The following is a 16,686-nucleotide window of genomic DNA, read 5'->3' as shown; positions in this document are numbered from 1 at the left end:
TAGTACGAGTAACGTATTAAGAGCTTAATAGTTAGCCAGTAATCCTCAAAAGGCGGATAGGAGCAAAGGACAGTGCAGTAAGAGAAATAGCGGGTGTTATTACCCGGGAGCAGTGGGCGTTGTCAGGCAAGTATAGGACGCGCTAAAATGTCAGCCGGAATACAGTGCCTACGCCTTCTTTGGTTTCCACATCGATGCTGCCTTTGTGCAGCAGCATAATATGTTTGGCCAGGCTAAGGCCGATCCCGGAGCCGTCTTTGTGTGAGGTGAAGAACGGAATGAAAATACTTTCCAGCAGCTCCTCAGGGATGCCGGTGCCGTTGTCCTCCACCTCAATTACCGTTTTGCCGTTTAGCTCGTGCGCTGCGAGTAACACTTGTGGCTGCGGTCGCCCCTGAACCGCACGGCGGGCGTTCAGGAGGAGGTTGATGAGCACCTGTTCCAGCAAATTCACATCAGCGTTCAGTTGCAGGTCCTGTGGCGATACCTTGCAGATCAGTTCCACGCCCTGCGCCTCCAGCTGTGGGCGCATCAGGCCGTCGATGCTGTTGAAAAGCTCCTGCACATAAACAGTAGTCAGCAACAGGTGCTGCGATTTGTTCAGGTTGCGGTAAAAGTGCGCAAAGCGCAGCAGTCCTTCGCTCCGCTTTTTGATGATGGAAATACCTTCTTCGGTGTCCTGCAACAACTCCGGGTCTGGCGCTGCATCCGGCTCCTGTTCCTTCTTTTCGCGCTCGTGCTGCAGGTGGCGCCCTAACGAGTCGGCCAGTGAGGCAATGGGGGCCACAGAATTCATTATTTCGTGCGTCATCACGCGGAGCAGCTTCTGCCAGGCCTCTGTTTCGGTGGCATCCACGGTGGCGCTCACATTTTTCAAAGCAACCAGCAGCAGCGGCCGTTGCTGCATCGAAAAGGCCGTGGCGGTTAGCAGCAACTGCGACTGCCCACTTGGTAGTTTTAGCTTCAGGAGTGTGTTGTCGCCGGCTTTTATACTTTGCAGTGCCTCATACAGCGCAGGGTAGCGCATATCCAGGCTCGCGATGCTTTTCAGGTGGGGCACGCCCAGAATCTTTTTAAAGGCATCATTCACCCACTCCACTTCACCCGTTTCTTCGTCCACGGCTACAATACCGGTGTCGATTAACTGCAGGATAGTTTGCATGTACAGGAACTGCGCCTCCTTCTCGATGTGCAGCTGCCGGTACGTGTCGTTGATGAGGTTGAAGGAAGCATGCAGCTGCCGCAAAGAGCTGTTGGTGGTGTGTTCGTTAAAGCGCTGCGAGAAATCGCGCTGCTTCACGGCCTGCAGGAACTTGGCCAGCTCGTTGTTGCTGCGCGTCACGTACAGGGCCAGTTCCCATACTTGTGCCAGCATCACCAGCACGCCGGAGGCCACCTGCAGCCAGGTATACTGCACCAGGTAGTGCAGCGTGAGGTACATCATCCCCAGCAAAAGTATAAACCGGACAAATAGCCCGAGTTCCAGGCGCTTAAATATCATGCTTATTCAGTCGGCGGTAGAGGGCGGTGCGGGTAAGGCCCAGTTCTTTGGCGGTGCGGGAGATGTTGCCCTTATTTTTCTCCAGCGTCCGGACAATGGTTTCCCGCTCCAGTTCGATGAGCGGCACTGGCTTTTCTGAAGCGGAAGCATACGCAGTCGTGGCTGCTGGCGGTCCCAGCTCCATGGCAGAGAAGCTGAAGTCCTGGGGTTGCAGCGTGTTGCTTTCGGCAAGTATGATGGCGCGTTCCACGGCATGCTGCAGCTCCCGCACGTTGCCGGGCCAACTGTGCTGCTTCAGTTTCTGCATCGTAGCCTCCGCAAATTCAGGTACAGGCTTATGGTTCTTCTGGGCATAAAGCGCGGCAAAATGGCGGGCCAGCAATTCCACATCACCAGTGCGCTGGCGCAGCGGAGGCAGCGTGATTTCGACGGTATTGATGCGGTAGATCAAATCTTTACGGAACTGGTTGCGTGCCGCCAGTTCATAGATGGGCTCATTGGTGGCCGATATCAGGCGAATGTCCACCGGCACGGGTGTGTTGGAGCCAAGCGGCGTTACCTGCCGGTTTTGCAGCACCGTGAGCAGCTTTGCCTGCATCGGCGGCGTGATATTCCCGATCTCATCCAGGAACAACGTGCCGCCGTTAGCTGCTTCAAATCTGCCGGCGCGGTCTTCGCGGGCATCAGTAAAAGCGCCTTTCTTGGAGCCGAACAGCTCGCTTTCGAACAGCGAATCGGTTAAAGCGCCCATGTCCACGCTCACAAACGGCTTGTTTGCCCGGAACGACTTCTCGTGCAGGGCGCGCGCCACCAATTCTTTGCCGGTGCCGTTCTCGCCAAGTATAAGCACGTTGGCCTCAGTGGGTGCAATCTTTTCTATCTTGTACAGCACCTCTTTGATGGCATCCGACTCGCCAAGTATGGTGGTGCTGGTGTTCTTTTTAGGTGATGTGTTCGCGGCGCCGGCTTTCTTCGGTTTCCTGGCTTCCAGCGCGTAATGCAGCGTTTCCAGCAGCTTGTCGTTGTGCCAGGGCTTCACGATAAAATCGGCCGCTCCCTCTTTCAAAGACCGCACTGCCAGTTCCACATCGCCATAAGCGGTGATAAGTATAACCGTGGCTTCTCTGTCCTTCTCCAGGATCTGGCGCAGCCAAAAGATGCCCTCGTTGCCGGTGTTGAGGGCGCTCTTGAAGTTCATGTCCAGGAATATAGCGTCGAACTTCTCGCGCTCCAGCAGGCCGGGCAGGTTGTCGGGGTTCTTTTCCGTCACTACCTGTTTCACCTCAGATTTGAGCAGCATTTTCAGGGCGAACAGAACGTCCGTCTCGTCATCCACCACTAACACGCGGGCATTTTTTACAGAGGCCATGGCTAAGAAATAAACTGATTCATGACCGAAGATAAATAATCTATCTGATAAATGTAATATGGCCGAAAGAGGGCTCTGCACCCGCTGTTCCAGAGCAGTTTATACTTGTAACGGAAGCGCACAGGTGTCACGGGGGCAGGTGTATCGGAAGCGAACACTTATAGTTAGTGTATTGTGATTAACTATTTGGGAAACAGTAATTTATACTTTTGGCATCTTAATTTCTTGTCTCCCGATGAAGAACAGGAAATAAATTTTCAGCTGACAGGAAAAACAAATCCATACCATCACCATACTTCTAAAACTATGTTGAAGAACTACCTCAAAATAGCCTACCGCAACCTGCTGCGACACAAGGTTTTTTCGCTCATCAACGTGCTGGGCCTGGCGCTCGGCATGACCTGCAGCATTCTTATCCTGCTGTGGGTGCAGGACGAGCTGAGTTACGACCGTTTCCATGCAAATACGGGAAAGCTGTACCGCGTAATGGGCACCCAGCATTACCCAGGTGCCGACGACCTGACCACTCCGGCCGGGCCAGGAAGATTGGGGCCAGCGATGGAGGAGGAGTTGCCGGAGGTGGAGGATGCCATCCGTGTTACCTGGTACATGAATAGCCTGTTCAGCAACGGCGACAAATCGTTTAAAGCGGTAGGGTACTACGCCGACGATTCGTTTTTTGAAGCCTTCACTTTTCCGCTGATCCACGGCGACGCAAAGCAGGTGCTCAAGCAGCCAAAGTCTATTGTGATTAGCGACAGCATCGCGCAAAAGTTTTTTGGAACCAACGAGGCGGTGGGTAAAATGCTGAAGCTAAACAACAGCGAAAGCTATAAAGTAACAGGGGTCATGAAGTCTGTGCCGCAGAACTCTTCGCTCCAGTTCGACTTCATTATGCCTTTTAACGACTACCTGCAGCAAAACGAGTGGCTGAAAGAGTGGGGCAATTACGGCATCTTAACCTATGTGCAGCTGAAGCCCGACGTGGATGTTGCCGCATTCAACAATAAAATAAAGCTGTTTTTAAAGCAGGGCGACAAAGGAGAGCGGGACACCGATTTGTTTGTGCAGGCGGTGGAGGATATGCACCTGTACTCTGACTTCAGGCCGGGAAAAACGAATTCTGGGTTGGTGATGTATGTGCAGCTTTTCTCGGTGGTGGCGGTGTTCATCCTGCTTATCGCCTGCATCAACTTCATGAATCTGGCCACGGCACGCTCAGCCAAGCGCGCGAAGGAGGTCGGCGTTCGCAAGGCCATCGGTGCCAGCAAGCAGTCGCTTATCAAACAGTTCATGGTAGAGTCGGTCCTGATCGCTTTCCTGGCGCTTTTCATCGCTGCAAACCTGACCGGAATCCTGCTGCCCGCCTTCAACGACTTAACCGGAAAAGCAGTGCAGTTCGATTTGTCTGACCCAAGCCTGATTCTGTTGCTGCTGGGTGTGGCTTTGTTCACGGGTATTGTTTCGGGCAGTTACCCAGCCTTCTTCCTGTCGTCCTTCAACCCTGCGGTGGTCCTGAAAGGAACGGTGAAGTTGAATGACAGGGTAACGCTTTTTCGCAAGGGACTGGTGGTGTTTCAGTTCATCCTTTCGGCCCTGCTGATTGTGAGCACGCTGGTGGTGTACCTGCAGCTGCACTTTATCCGCACCACCGACATTGGCCTGCAGCGCGAGAACATGGTATACATCCCGATAGAAGGGCAGATGCGTGAGCGCTACGACGTGATAAAGCAGGAAGTACAGCAAATTCCAGGTGTACTTGCCGTGACGGCCTCTGATAACAATCCCCTCACGCTGGGCTCTAACACAAGTGACGTGGAATGGCCGGGCAAGGTGCCGGGAGCCGAGATTCTGATAGATTACCTGCACGTGGATTACGGCTACCTGGATGCGCATGGCATTAAGCTAAAAGATGGTCGGGATTTCTCAAGGGAATTTGGCACCGATACGGCCAACTACATCATCAACGAGGAGGCTGCAAGGCTCATGCAACTGGAAAACCCGGTGGGACAGCCGCTAAAGCTGTGGGATGTGAGTGGGCAGATCATCGGGGTGGTGAAAAACTTTCAGTCCCGGAAAATGGAGATGGGGGATATGCCGCTGATCATCAAACTGGCACCTGAAAATACGAGATTGTTGTTCGCGCGGGTAGCCCCCGGTAAAACGACATCCGCGCTGGCTTCTATGGAAGATGTGCTGCAAAAGCATAATCCCGCTTTCCCCTTCGAGTACCACTTTATGGATGATACGTTCGAGCAAATGTACCGCAGCGAAAGCGTGATAGGAGAACTCACGAACTACTTTGCCGGCATTGCCATCTTTATTTCCTGCCTTGGCCTGTTCGGGCTGGCCCTGTTCACGGCTGAACAACGCAAAAAGGAGATCGGCGTCCGAAAAGTGCTGGGGGCCTCTGTGTCCGGTATCGTGTTCATGCTAAGCAAGGATTTCCTGAAACTGGTGCTGCTGGCCAATATTGTTGCACTGCCCCTGAGCTGGTACCTGATGAACGCCTGGTTGAACGACTATGCCGTGCGCACCGAGTTAAGCTGGTGGATTTTTGCGATAGCGCTCCTAGCCACCTTTGCCATTGCCATGTTTACGCTAAGCTTCCATGCCATCAAAACGGCGGTAGCCAACCCTGTAAATTCACTTCGATCAGAATAGGGTATACTTGCAGCATAGGGCAGAGGCCAGTTTTATCGGCCCCTGCTTTTTTTTATACTTCTGGGTGAAACCCTGCGCGGCTAAACGCTGTTTTAGTAAAGCTGCCACTAGCTTTAGAAGTATAACTTCGTACCTTTGTGGCATACTTCTTGAAGTATGAAAAACACAAGAACAACGTTCTTTTACTTATTGGGGATGACCGGAATTGACAGCTTGCGCAGATTGCGTGTAAGCATGCCGGGTGATGAACGTACCACCTGTTAAAAATTCGTTCGAACAATAACTGGCGAATCTAATTACGCCATGGCTGCTTAATCTAGGTATTAAGCAATTGCCATAGTCTCGTGCAGGTTTCGTGAAACTGCTTGCACATCAGAGGCTTCGACTCGTTTGACTAGCTTGTGTAAGGGTGCGGTGCACAAGCGAAATAAAGCATCTAAGGAGTGCGCATAAGTTTGGTTTATACTTGCAAGCTCCCGACAATCTGAATGAACCTAAGCATGTAGAAAGCCCGATAATTTCCTTGTCTGGACCAGGGTTCGAATCCCTGCATCTCCACATTAGCAAAAAGGCCACCTCGTTAAAAACGGGGTGGCCTTTTTGTTTTTATGCCTTTTTGGCTGATTGTTCTGTCAGGGAGGATCGAAAGGAATTTATATGTTACAGTTTCCCATATTCCCGCTCCCATACTTCATTTATGGCTTTACCAGTGCTGCTCTGTCCGCTATGGTGCCACTTGCCGTCTTTTACTTCGAAATCAAATGTCAGATTAGCGCCCACGCGGCTGGAGTCGCGGGAGAAGAATTCAATGTTCTCGGTGTACTTCCCGTTTTCTGCAGTATAGGTGCCGCCGCCGGTGCCGGAAAACTGCTTTGTCTCCGGGTTGAATGCGATCCACTGAAACCGGTTGCCTGACAAAATCTTGAGTGTTTTTCTCGGCCCACGTCGCATCGGATTGATGGTGCCGTCCTCGCCTGCGCGCCCTGTGATGCGCCAGGTCCCTGTAAGCGGTGAGGAAGTGTTGCGCCCTGCTGCTTTCGTCCAGGTTTGTTTTATACTATTGCCTTGGCCGTTGCCTTTAAGTTGCAGCTGGCCATTTTTTAGTGTGTAAGAGAAGGAGTTAGTAGCGCCAACAGTGGTGGAGTCGAGGGTGTTCCATTCCAGCTTTTGAGTCAGCTTTCCGTTTTCCGAAGTGTAGGTGCCGCCAAATGTGCCTATAAACTTCTTGTTGTCCTTATCAAAATAGGCGACTGTAAAATAGCCGTCTTCAAAGGAGGCAATGGCTGTAGCTCCTTCCGGAATTTCCGTGAATTGTGTCGCTCCCGAAGCTAGTTGCCAGGCCCCTTGTACTGCCTGTTGCTGCTGCACTGTGGTTTGTTTTGGGGAATGTGGCGTTTGCGTGATAGGTGAGATTCTCCAGGTAAAAGCGAGCAGAAAGAGAAGTAGGTTTAGAAGTATAGCATTCATAAAAACAGAGGGTTAGGTCTGTCTTCTAAAACGTTGCCGCAGCTTTCTGGTTAATCGAGCAGGATTCTAAATGCCTTTACCCGGCACTTCAAGTATGAATGGAGCGTCAAGAATAAAAGCACTATTGGGGGAGTAGTGGTGGAAGGATAGGCTTAATTTCTAATCAACCTTATCAGGGCATCCACCATCAGGATGAATGAAACGATAGCAGTTGCAAATCCGAGGATCAGAAGGAGTGTTTGAAGTTTTCCTTCCTCCATTGTTGTAGAAGCTACCAGGTTTACCATCAAACCAGCTAAAAGCAAGGTGAAAAAGGCGATTACTTTGATTCCGTTGTTCCTCATTTTTATAGTCTGGCTCCTAATAAAGAACTTATCCGTCATTTTCAAAATGAAGCCTGAATACCAGGTGTTGTTCGGGAAGTATAACTTACAATCTCCATCTGGAAGATGAAGCGCTTTCGGGATGAGACAGGCTCGTGCACGGTATGGCAAACGTAGCGGAGAAGGCCCTGTGCTGCTTTTCAATCCTGGCAGTTACTCCTTCAACTGCCTGCAAATATTCTCAAATTCTTCTCTGAAATCTACTTAAATTAGCCTTGACTTAATACCCTTCATTGGAAAATATGAGAAGCTATTTCAGAAGTTCAGTACAGCTGTTGCTGTTGGTTACCCTCCTTTTCTCCTGTTCCCAGCAGGACAAAGCCACCTCCTCCACGGAAGTGTCGGAGTGGAAGGCGCAGGCTGATCGCGTGACCATCATACGGGATGATTTCGGTGTGCCGCATGTCTATGGCAAGACAGATGCCGATGCCGTATTTGGCCTCCTGTACGCGCAGTGTGAGGATGATTTTAACCGGGTGGAGCGCAACTACCTGTGGGCCACCGGGCGATTGGCAGAGGTGGAAGGAAAGGAAATGCTGTACAGCGACCTGCGGGCCAAGCTGTACATGACCGAAGAAGAAGCCAAGCAGCAGTATGAGAAAAGCCCGGAATGGCTTAAAGCACTTTGTGAGGCGTATGCCGATGGCATCAACTATTACCTGCACACACACCCGGAGGTGAAGCCGAAACTACTCACGCGCTTTGAGCCGTGGATGCCCCTATACTTTAGCGAAGGCTCTATTGGCGGTGATATAGAAAGCATATCGACCAAAAGAATTCAGGCATTTTATGAGAGCGACAAATCCTTAGGCTACAACAAGTATGGCCATGGACTGGTGCAGCCCGCGCTGCTGGCCGAGCCAAAAGGCTCCAACGGATTTGCGATCGCCGGAGAGAAAACTGCCTCCGGAGATGCCATGCTGCTGATTAACCCGCATACGTCTTTCTTTTTCCGCGGCGAGGTGCATGCCGTGAGCGAAGAGGGACTGAACGCCTATGGCGCCGTAACATGGGGCCAGTTCTTTATTTACCAGGGATTCAACGATAAAACCGGCTGGATGCACACCTCCGCCTATGCCGATGTGATTGACGAGTTTGAGGAAACGATTGTGAAGCAGGACGGAAAGCTGTTTTACAAGTATGGCGAGGAACTGCGCCCGGTGGAAACCAACGAAGTGACCTTAGCCTACAAGGAGGGCGATGAAGTAAAGCAGAAAACCTTTACCACGTATCGTACCCACCATGGCCCCATCACACACAAAAACGGCGACAAATGGGTTGCGACAGCATTGATGTGGAAACCCGTGGATGCGCTCATTCAATCGTATACCCGCACCAAGAAGAAGAACCTAGAAGAGTTTCATGAGATGATGAAGATGCGGACAAACTCTTCGAACGCCACTGTGTATGCCGATGCGGATGGCAACATTGCCTACTACCATGGCAACTTTTTCCCGGTGCGTGATACTTCCTTCGATTACTCCAAGCCCGTGGATGGCAGCAACCCTAAAACAGACTGGCAAGGCCTGCACCCGCTGGAGGAGACGATCACCGTGATCAACCCGCCGAACGGCTGGATACAAAACTGCAACTCCACGCCCTACACCAGCGCCGGCCCTTACAGCCCAAAACCGGAAAACTACCCGGTATACATGGCGCCATCGCCAGAGAATTTCCGGGGGATACATGCCATCCGACTACTGCAAAAGGCGGACGATCTGACGCTCGACAAGCTGATTAACCTGGCTTACGATCCGTACCTGCCGGCCTTTGAGGTGCTGATTCCGGGCCTTGTGAAAGCTTACGACAGCCAAAAGCAGAACGACCCGAAGTTGAAAGCAGCCGTAGAGGTAATGCGCAACTGGAATTATGCTGTGGCTGAAAATTCCGTGGCCATGTCGCTCGCCCATTTTTATGCCACTAATTTATTGCGGAATGGCAGTGCGCCTGAAGGGCTAAACCTGATTGAGCGGATAAATTATTACGCCACTGCTGCACCGGAGAAAGAGCGCCTGGAAATCTTTAGCCAGACCATCGACCAGGTGGAAAAAGACTTTGGCCAGTGGCGCACGCCTTGGGGAGAGATTAACCGCTACCAGCGCCTGAACGGCGACATTGAGCAGAAGTTCAACGATGCACTGCCTAGCCTTCCGGTAGGAATGGCCTCGGGCAACTGGGGTGCGCTGGCTTCGTTTGGAGCGAGAATATACGATACCAAGCGCCTCTACGGAACATCCGGCAACAGTTTTGTGGCCGTGGTGGAGTTTGGCGATAAGGTAAAGGCCAAAACACTGCTGGCCGGAGGCCAAAGCGGCAATCCGGCATCGCCGCACTTCGATGACCAGGCACAGCGGTATGCGAATGCTGAGTTTAAAGATGTAGCCTATTACCGCGAGGATGTGGAGAAGCGGGCGCAGCGGACGTATCATCCGGGAAAGTAAGCTGAAAGGAAAGCCACAGGAAAGTATCAATCGCAAAGATTTCGTTGTTGAATTCTGCTAGCAAGTATAAACATGGGCTCCTATACTTGCTAGCCAGTTCCCGCACCGGTAGAGCCCGCTGCGCAGCGCTGCAAAACTTTGTGCGGGTAAAACAGAAGGGGCAGACACGCTGCGGGTTGCATATAAATATGCCGCAGCCCTACCGCAGAACCGAGCCTTTTACGTATGCCCATTCATGCGTTAGTGGAAAACTGACAAGTATAAAGTAACTCATGAGGTTGACATTATTACTGGTGCTGCTGCTGTTGAGCTCCTGCGTTACGCAACGTGGGGCAGAGCGCTATTTTGATGACAACCCGGAGGAGCTGGCGGCATACGTAGATGATAATGAAGCCTACACCCAGCAGCACGGAGCCGCCTACGCAGCGAAGCATTTTCCGGTAAAGCCAACGCCTCCAGCCTTAGCCCCGACAGCAGCCATTCGGCCGGGGCGGCTTGCTCCCTGGCCTTTGCTGGAACGAAGCCCGGCTGCCCGACAATATTCCCCGCTGGTACGATGCCCGGAATGTAAGGGCACGCACACGATTGAAACAGTTTACCTGCAGGACACAGCAACGCTCCAGGCGCTAGGGACGCAGCTACGACAGGTGCGCACCGCAAACAAAGGGCTGGCGCAGCAGCTGAAACGCACCGAAAAGGAACGGGATTACTGGCAGGAAATGAACCGGAAGAAGTTATGGGCTTTAATTGCCATGGCCATTTTCGCCTTGCTGTTTATACTATTCAGGGTACTGGCTTCCCGGGTGCGGGTCTCCTGAGTGGGCAAAGTATAAGTAAGTTGCAGACAAAGCCTCTCTTTTAAGAATTGTTTCCTGAAGTTCCGCCACGCTATCGTTCCTGCATCAAGCACGAAGTATAAATTATGCTCCCAAAGCAGTAAAACATTGTTTCAATCTTCCCACCCAATTCTTTCTGGAAGTACTTTCTAGTACAAATGGTGGGCTGTTTGCCGGAGTTCTGAACCGGGAGGCAGGGCTGTCGTAAAAAAATAGTGTTTGATTAATAATTTAATTAACTGCTATGGAACGATACAACAGAGACCGCTACGACAACAGCGGCTACAGACAGGATAACAGGTATGATCGCGAACGGGACGGCAGGTCTTACCGGGATATGCAGGATCAGTTCGAAAGAGACTACCAGCGCAATAATACCTACAGGCAAGAGGGCAGCGGTGACCGCTACAGTCAGAACCGCGGCTACAACGATGACAGAGACCGGAGTTATGGCGGCAACTACAGGAGAGATGAAAATGGTTTTGGTAGGTACTCCAACAACTTCAGCCAGGACAGGGACAGGTACAGTAGCACCAGCTACCAGAGCGATTTCAGAAACGACCCGACTTACTACAGAAGAGACAGTGACAATTATAGGGGCGACAACGACCTGCGTGGAAACATCCGCCAGGGCTACGGCATCTCCAGTTTCGACGGTACCTCAGATCGCTTCAACACCCTGGACAGCGAGCATAACAGGGGTGGAGCCGGCGATGAGCAGGCGTACTACTCCGGGGCAAGAGATGGCTACAGGAGCACCCGCTTGGGCGGCGGTGTAGGTGATGCATTCCCAGGGTCGCACCACGGTGTGCCTGATACAAATTACGGGCTAAGCAACTTCGCGGACGATTATGGTTCTGGTATCGGCAGCTCCTACGGCGGGAAAAATTACGGCGGCGGCACCGGATACGCGAGCGGCCACCGTGGCGGCTCGTTTGGCAACCATACCTATGGCACGTCAGCCGGAAACTACGGGGGCTACGGTTCCATGGGCAGCAGCACCTATGGCGGCCGCAGCAGTAGCACCGGCGATACCTCGCACAACTCTGATCGGGGTGTGTCTGAGTTTGGCGGATTTTAATTTATAGTTCAGGCCCTGAGACAGCTCTAATGAAATGAGCTATATCCTAAAAAGGGAAGGCGGCTAACTATCAGTTAGCCGCCTTCCCTTTTTAGGATATCATAAACTCTTTGATCATCAAAAAAGAACTCTTTGGAAGAGAAGAGAGAGTGTCTGTTCCTACGCTTTAGAAACCTGTTTTAGCCATTCTTCCGCCTCGCTTTTGTCGTCAAATACATTTGCTTGAAAAGCCTTTAGCTTTGCGTAAAAGTTAGATGCTGTGGAGCCGCCAAAAGTTTCTGGTGTCGTGATCATGGCAAAATACTTTAATCCGGCGCGTGCCGCACGTGGAGCCCAATCGTTTAAAACCCACTCCAGCGAATGGTCCCAGCCGCCTACTATCAGACGAGTGTCGTTGATCACGCAACTATACCCTGCATCAGAAAGAACTTTGGTGTAGGCAAGGGCACCGTTTTTAACGTTTTCTTCTGTTAAATAGCCCATCCAGTTTACGCGCACCCACTTGTTTCTTCTATCATCTTCAACTGTCAGGTATACCCGCCCAAAAGGGTTTGTCAGTTCTTGTATCATGAAAAGCGAAATAAAGGCTGCAAGTTACTAAAACAATGGGTGTACGTGAAAGCGTTTTGCAAAGCTGCTAGCTAAGTCAGAAATTTGGCAAAGGTGGTACAGCAATGGGAAGTTAAACTGCCTCGCTGCCCAGCAGGTGCCGCAGAAAAGGAGCCGTCTTGCTCTCCATGGATTGGGCCACCTGCGCAGGCGCGCCGGCCGCTACCACCTTACCACCCTCTTCGCCCGCTCCAGGTCCGATGTCTATCACCCAATCGCTGCCTGCCACTACGCGCATGGTGTGCTCCACCACGATGACCGTGTTGCCGGCTTCTACCAAATTATTCAGTTGCACCAGCAGCTTCTCCACGTCGGCAGGATGAAGGCCGGTGGTGGGCTCATCGAGGATGTAGAGCGTGTTTCCGCGCTGAGCCCGTTGCAGTTCGGTAGCCAGTTTGATGCGTTGCGCCTCGCCGCCGGAAAGCTCTGTGGCCGGTTGCCCCAAACGCAGGTAGCCTAAGCCTACCTCACGCAGCACGATAAGCGCCCGGTGCACCGGTGGCTCCTCGGCGAAGAACTCCCAAGCAGCATCTACCGTCATGGCCAGTACTTCAGCAATGTTCTTGTCGCGGTAAGTTACCTCCAGGGTTTTGGCGTTGTAGCGGGCGCCGTGGCAGACAGGGCAGGGGGCGTACACACTTGGCAAAAAGAGTAATTCAACCATCACAAAACCTTCGCCCTGGCAGTTTTCGCAGCGTCCTTTGGCTACGTTAAACGAAAAGCGGCCTGCGTCATACTTGCGTTCCTTTGCCAGGGGCGTGGCCGCAAAAAGCTTGCGCACGTGGTCGAACAGGCCAGTATAGGTGGCCATGTTGGAGCGCGGCGTACGCCCGATCGGCTTCTGATCTACCCGCACCAGCCGCTTTATACTTTCCATGCCCGCAGTGATGTGCCCATCGGTCTGGATAGGTTCGGTACGTTCTAAGGCCTCGCCCTCTTCTTCCTCAGTCGGTAGGGGCTGGCCCAGGGAATCAGCCACCAACTCCACCAGCACCTGGCTCACCAAACTTGATTTGCCCGAGCCCGACACTCCTGTAACGGTGGTGAAAACGCCCAGCGGAAACTCAGCTTCTAAGTTGTGCAGGTTGTTTCGGGTAACACCACTCAGCTGAAGCCAACCGGTGGGAGTGCGTGGGGTATGGCCAGGAGCTTCATGGCCGTCAAAAAGATACTTTGCCGTTTTAGAGGCCTCCACCTGCTGCAGCCCTTCCGGCGGACCACTGTATAGCACCTCGCCGCCTTTTTCGCCGGCTTCCGGACCGACATCCACCAGCCAATCGGCGTGTCGGATCACGTCCAGGTTGTGCTCAACTACAAAAAGCGAATTGCCTGCCTTCTTCAGGCCTTCCAGGGCAGTTAAAAGTGCTACTGTGTCAGAAGGATGCAGGCCTGCGGATGGTTCATCAAGCACATACACTACGCCAAACAAGTGGGAGTACAGTTGCGTGGCAAGCCGCAGCCGTTGCAGCTCCCCCGGCGATAGGGTCGGTGTGCTGCGCTCCAGCGACAGGTAACCCAGTCCCAGGTCGAGCAGAACTTTAATGCGTGCCACCAGATCTTCTGCAATTCGCTGCGCCACGATGGTTTGTTCCGGGTGCTCGGTTTCCTGCTGCTCACGACGACTAGCCGTGCCTTCAGCGAAAGGCGTAAGTATGGCCGCGATCTTCTTCAGTGGCAGCCGTGATAACTCGGTAATATCATAGGCCGCAAATTTCACGGAAAGCGATTCCGGGCGCAGGCGCTTGCCCTGGCAGTTAGGGCAGTCGGTGCTCAGCATGAACTGCATCACCCGCTTTTTCATCTGGGGACTGTTGGTGTTCGCAAACGTATGAAACACGTGGCGGCGGGCGCTGCTGAAGGTGCCCATGTAGCTCGGCTCCTCTTTTCGTTTAAGGGCGCGCTGCGTTTGTTCGGGGGTATAGCCTGGGTACACCGGCACCACCGGTTGCTCGTCGGTAAACAGAATCCAGTCGCGGTCCTTCTGGGGCAGCTCCCGCCAGGGCCGGTCCACATCGTAGCCAAGCGTAACCAGAATGTCGCGCTGATTTTGCCCTCCCCAGGCAGTAGGCCAGGCGGCAATGGCCCGTTCGCGTATCGTCAGCGAATCATCCGGCACCATCGACTGCTCCGTTACCTCGTAAATCCGGCCCAAGCCATGGCAGGTAGGGCAGGCACCTTCGGCGGTGTTCGGCGAAAAGGCTTCGGCATAAATGATAGATTGACCTGGAGGATAATCACCGGCCCGGGAATACAGCATGCGGACCAGGTTCGACAGCGTGGTGACACTGCCCACTGAGGAGCGCGTGGTGGGCGTGCCGCGCTGCTGCTGCAGGGCCACAGCCGGAGGCAGTCCCTCAATAGCATCTACCTCAGGCACCGCCATCTGGTGAAATAGCCGTCGGGCATACGGCGAAACCGACTCCAGATAACGCCGCTGTGCCTCGGCGTAAAGCGTACCAAAAGCCAGTGAGGATTTACCTGAGCCGGACACGCCTGTAAATACTACTAGGGCATCGCGGGGAATGGAAAGGTCTATGTTTTTGAGGTTATGCTCCCGCGCCCCGCGCATGGTTACAAAGCCGGAGAAATTTTTAGGTGAAGTATTTAGGTGATTTTTTGCCATGTGGCAAGATACGGAGATTTGAACTTTTGGCTGGATCTGCACAGGCAGGCAACATTGTTCAGTCGTCTTTCGCAAGTACAACCAACAGGTGCCAAGGGAAGTATGGCCTAAAAACTTTTTATATGTTTAGTATTTGTTTCAATCTGGCTATATATTGAGAGTTGAACTGTTATTAAGAGAAGAACTGTTTGGCCTGTACCAAATGCTGTAGCATACCTGGTTAGGTTGAATGTAAATCACAAAATATGAAGCAAGCGCTATACTATTATACCTGCTGTTTACTGCTGGTGCTGGGAACCCTTACAAGCTGCGGAGAAGACGAGCCTACGGCTGCACCTGCCGCTACACAAATCAATATCACCGTAAAAGACGCCACTGGGGCGATCGCTTCCGGCGTGAATGTCTACATGTTCTCAGAGCCTGCCACCAAAGCAGAGGGGCGCGACCCTGCAAAGGCTTTGAAGATTACCTCTACCAACACCAGTGGTGTTTCCAGCTTTGACTTAAGGCAGTTCCCGACCCTTGGAAAGGAAGGCACTTTATACTTCACCGTGCTGGAAGGAACGCAGTTTAATGTGAAAGGAACAGTTAGCGTTGCCTACAAGGAAGGGGAGACGATAAGCAAAGAACTGGTACTGCAAAGCAACAGCACCCCAACCACAGGCAATACAAGTTATGCCCATGGCTTCTTGCCTACTACCGTGACGCGTGCGTTGGCTATGAGCGAGTATGAGCGCTGGAAAAGCACTCAGGTAGTTACCTGCGGCGACGGATTGCGGGTAATAGCAGCCCCAGCCACTGAAACCAAGGTAGAGGGCGTTGGCTTTGGCCTGCTGCTGGCCGCCTATGCCGAAGACAAGGCAACTTTTGATGGCATTCTGCGCTTCTATAACAGCAAACGCACACCTGAGGCGAAAAATATGATGGCCTGGTCGGTAACCTGTGACGGTATTCTTGACCCCGGTAGCGCCACCGATGGCGATATTGACGTGGCCTTTGCCCTGATTGTGGCCAGCAAGCACTGGGGCGATTCTTACCTGAATGCCGCCAAAGAGATCATACAGCTCGTGCGCACTAACCTGATTGTGCAGTGTGCGGTGGGCGGCAGAAACATTTACATACTTGCTCCCGGTTACTCCAACGGTGCCTGGGGTGGTTGTGGCATGACGGATTTGATGTACCATACGCCTGCTTTCTTCCGTGTGTTTGCGGCCGTAACAGGAGACAATGTGTGGTCGCAGCTGGCCGATGATACCTATACTTTGTTAGAGGCAGGCGCAAACCCAACAACAGGCCTGGTACCTGACTGGCAAACAGCCACTGGTACGCCCGGCCCTGGAGGTAGAGTAGGCTACTTTGGCTATGATGCCGCCCGCGCTCCCTGGAGACTCACACTCGATTACCTGTGGAACGGCAACGCAAAAGCCGATGCCTGGGCTGATAAAGTGTCGGGATGGGCTGAAACAGTTGGCCCTGCCAACATTGTGGATGGCTATGAACTAAACGGAACGCCCCGTGGTACTAACGGCCTGAACAGCGCCTTTCTGGGTGGCTTTGCCGTGGCAGCCACAAGCCACAGCCAGGCCAGGGCCGACAAGTTTGGTGCGGAGCTAAGCAAACTTAGGGATACGTACTGGTTCAACATCAACACGCGCGTACTATACCTCTTCACCCTGACTGGCAACTTCTACAACCCGCTGGAAAAATAGAAC

11 protein-coding genes and 1 other RNA gene are annotated in these 16,686 nt (G+C 52.7%); 6 read left to right on the top strand and 6 right to left on the bottom strand.

All coding sequences use genetic code 11. The features are described from left to right. Positions 1–142: 142 nt before the first annotated feature. Both A0W33_RS05225 and A0W33_RS05220 read right to left on the bottom strand, forming a co-directional pair. On the bottom strand, positions 143–1,501 hold the full coding sequence (locus tag A0W33_RS05225; RefSeq protein WP_068837184.1) for a sensor histidine kinase: 1,359 nt from the start codon (positions 1,499–1,501) through the stop codon (positions 143–145). Beyond that, positions 1,491–2,870 (bottom strand): sigma-54-dependent transcriptional regulator, encoded by a 1,380-nt coding sequence (locus A0W33_RS05220; RefSeq protein ID WP_068837183.1) that lies wholly within the window; start codon positions 2,868–2,870, stop codon positions 1,491–1,493. Before A0W33_RS05220 ends, A0W33_RS05225 begins: the two co-directional genes overlap by 11 nt. 306 nt (positions 2,871–3,176) lie before the next feature. Here A0W33_RS05220 and A0W33_RS05215 point away from each other — a divergent pair, with 306 nt between their 5' ends. After that, complete coding sequence (locus A0W33_RS05215) at positions 3,177–5,534, top strand: ABC transporter permease (RefSeq protein WP_068837182.1); 2,358 nt, start codon at positions 3,177–3,179, stop codon at positions 5,532–5,534. A 191-nt stretch (positions 5,535–5,725) separates the two neighbouring features. Continuing rightward, positions 5,726–6,095, top strand: a transfer-messenger RNA (tmRNA) gene (gene ssrA / locus A0W33_RS05210). Positions 6,096–6,194: 99 nt separating this feature from the next. On the opposite strand, the gene A0W33_RS21130 is transcribed toward ssrA, so the two are convergent. Both A0W33_RS21130 and A0W33_RS05200 read right to left on the bottom strand, forming a co-directional pair. Next, complete coding sequence (locus A0W33_RS21130; RefSeq protein ID WP_074937258.1) at positions 6,195–7,001, bottom strand: hypothetical protein; 807 nt, start codon at positions 6,999–7,001, stop codon at positions 6,195–6,197. Between the two features lie 152 nt (positions 7,002–7,153). Beyond that, positions 7,154–7,384: a hypothetical protein gene (locus tag A0W33_RS05200; RefSeq protein ID WP_068837181.1), complete on the bottom strand. Its 231-nt coding sequence runs from the start codon at positions 7,382–7,384 to the stop codon at positions 7,154–7,156. 242 nt (positions 7,385–7,626) lie between these two features. On the opposite strand from A0W33_RS05200, the gene A0W33_RS05195 reads away from it, so the two are divergent. The 3 genes from A0W33_RS05195 (at position 7,627) to A0W33_RS05185 (ending at position 11,742) form a co-directional block, all read left to right on the top strand. After that, positions 7,627–9,825, top strand: a complete 2,199-nt coding sequence (locus tag A0W33_RS05195) for an acylase (protein WP_068837180.1) — start codon at positions 7,627–7,629, stop codon at positions 9,823–9,825. A 272-nt stretch (positions 9,826–10,097) separates the two neighbouring features. Beyond that, complete coding sequence (locus tag A0W33_RS05190) at positions 10,098–10,643, top strand: hypothetical protein (RefSeq protein WP_139237210.1); 546 nt, start codon at positions 10,098–10,100, stop codon at positions 10,641–10,643. A gap of 262 nt (positions 10,644–10,905) precedes the next feature. After that, entirely contained in the window at positions 10,906–11,742 is an 837-nt protein-coding gene (locus A0W33_RS05185; protein ID WP_068837178.1) for a hypothetical protein, read from the top strand. A 159-nt stretch (positions 11,743–11,901) separates the two neighbouring features. Here A0W33_RS05185 and A0W33_RS05180 read toward each other — a convergent pair whose 3' ends face one another. After that, positions 11,902–12,312, bottom strand: a complete 411-nt coding sequence (locus A0W33_RS05180) for a hypothetical protein (protein ID WP_068837177.1) — start codon at positions 12,310–12,312, stop codon at positions 11,902–11,904. A gap of 112 nt (positions 12,313–12,424) precedes the next feature. Then, the gene (uvrA, locus tag A0W33_RS05175) at positions 12,425–14,974 is read right to left on the bottom strand and encodes an excinuclease ABC subunit UvrA (protein ID WP_068837176.1); all 2,550 of its coding nucleotides are present in this window, start codon (positions 14,972–14,974) and stop codon (positions 12,425–12,427) included. Positions 14,975–15,219: 245 nt separating this feature from the next. Here uvrA and A0W33_RS05170 point away from each other — a divergent pair, with 245 nt between their 5' ends. Then, the gene (locus A0W33_RS05170; protein WP_068837175.1) at positions 15,220–16,683 is read left to right on the top strand and encodes a glycosyl hydrolase family 8; all 1,464 of its coding nucleotides are present in this window, start codon (positions 15,220–15,222) and stop codon (positions 16,681–16,683) included. Positions 16,684–16,686: the final 3 nt, after the last annotated feature.

Origin of the sequence: Pontibacter akesuensis (assembly GCF_001611675.1) — a bacterium.
GTDB lineage: Bacteria > Bacteroidota > Bacteroidia > Cytophagales > Hymenobacteraceae > Pontibacter > Pontibacter akesuensis.
This window is presented reverse-complemented; position numbering and strand designations above follow the sequence as displayed.

Excerpts from the sequence above, each read along its gene's own strand:
- A0W33_RS05215 (WP_068837182.1), top strand. The coding sequence starts at position 3,177 with ATGTTGAAGAACTACCTCAAAATAGCCTACCGCAACCTGCTGCGACAC.
- A0W33_RS05180 (WP_068837177.1), bottom strand. The coding sequence starts at position 12,312 with ATGATACAAGAACTGACAAACCCTTTTGGGCGGGTATACCTGACAGTT.
- A0W33_RS05170 (WP_068837175.1), top strand. The coding sequence starts at position 15,220 with ATGAAGCAAGCGCTATACTATTATACCTGCTGTTTACTGCTGGTGCTG.
- A0W33_RS05220 (WP_068837183.1), bottom strand. The coding sequence starts at position 2,870 with ATGGCCTCTGTAAAAAATGCCCGCGTGTTAGTGGTGGATGACGAGACG.
- A0W33_RS05190 (WP_139237210.1), top strand. The coding sequence starts at position 10,098 with ATGAGGTTGACATTATTACTGGTGCTGCTGCTGTTGAGCTCCTGCGTT.
- A0W33_RS05225 (WP_068837184.1), bottom strand. The coding sequence starts at position 1,501 with ATGATATTTAAGCGCCTGGAACTCGGGCTATTTGTCCGGTTTATACTT.
- A0W33_RS05195 (WP_068837180.1), top strand. The coding sequence starts at position 7,627 with ATGAGAAGCTATTTCAGAAGTTCAGTACAGCTGTTGCTGTTGGTTACC.
- uvrA (WP_068837176.1), bottom strand. The coding sequence starts at position 14,974 with ATGGCAAAAAATCACCTAAATACTTCACCTAAAAATTTCTCCGGCTTT.
- A0W33_RS21130 (WP_074937258.1), bottom strand. The coding sequence starts at position 7,001 with ATGAATGCTATACTTCTAAACCTACTTCTCTTTCTGCTCGCTTTTACC.
- A0W33_RS05200 (WP_068837181.1), bottom strand. The coding sequence starts at position 7,384 with ATGACGGATAAGTTCTTTATTAGGAGCCAGACTATAAAAATGAGGAAC.
- A0W33_RS05185 (WP_068837178.1), top strand. The coding sequence starts at position 10,906 with ATGGAACGATACAACAGAGACCGCTACGACAACAGCGGCTACAGACAG.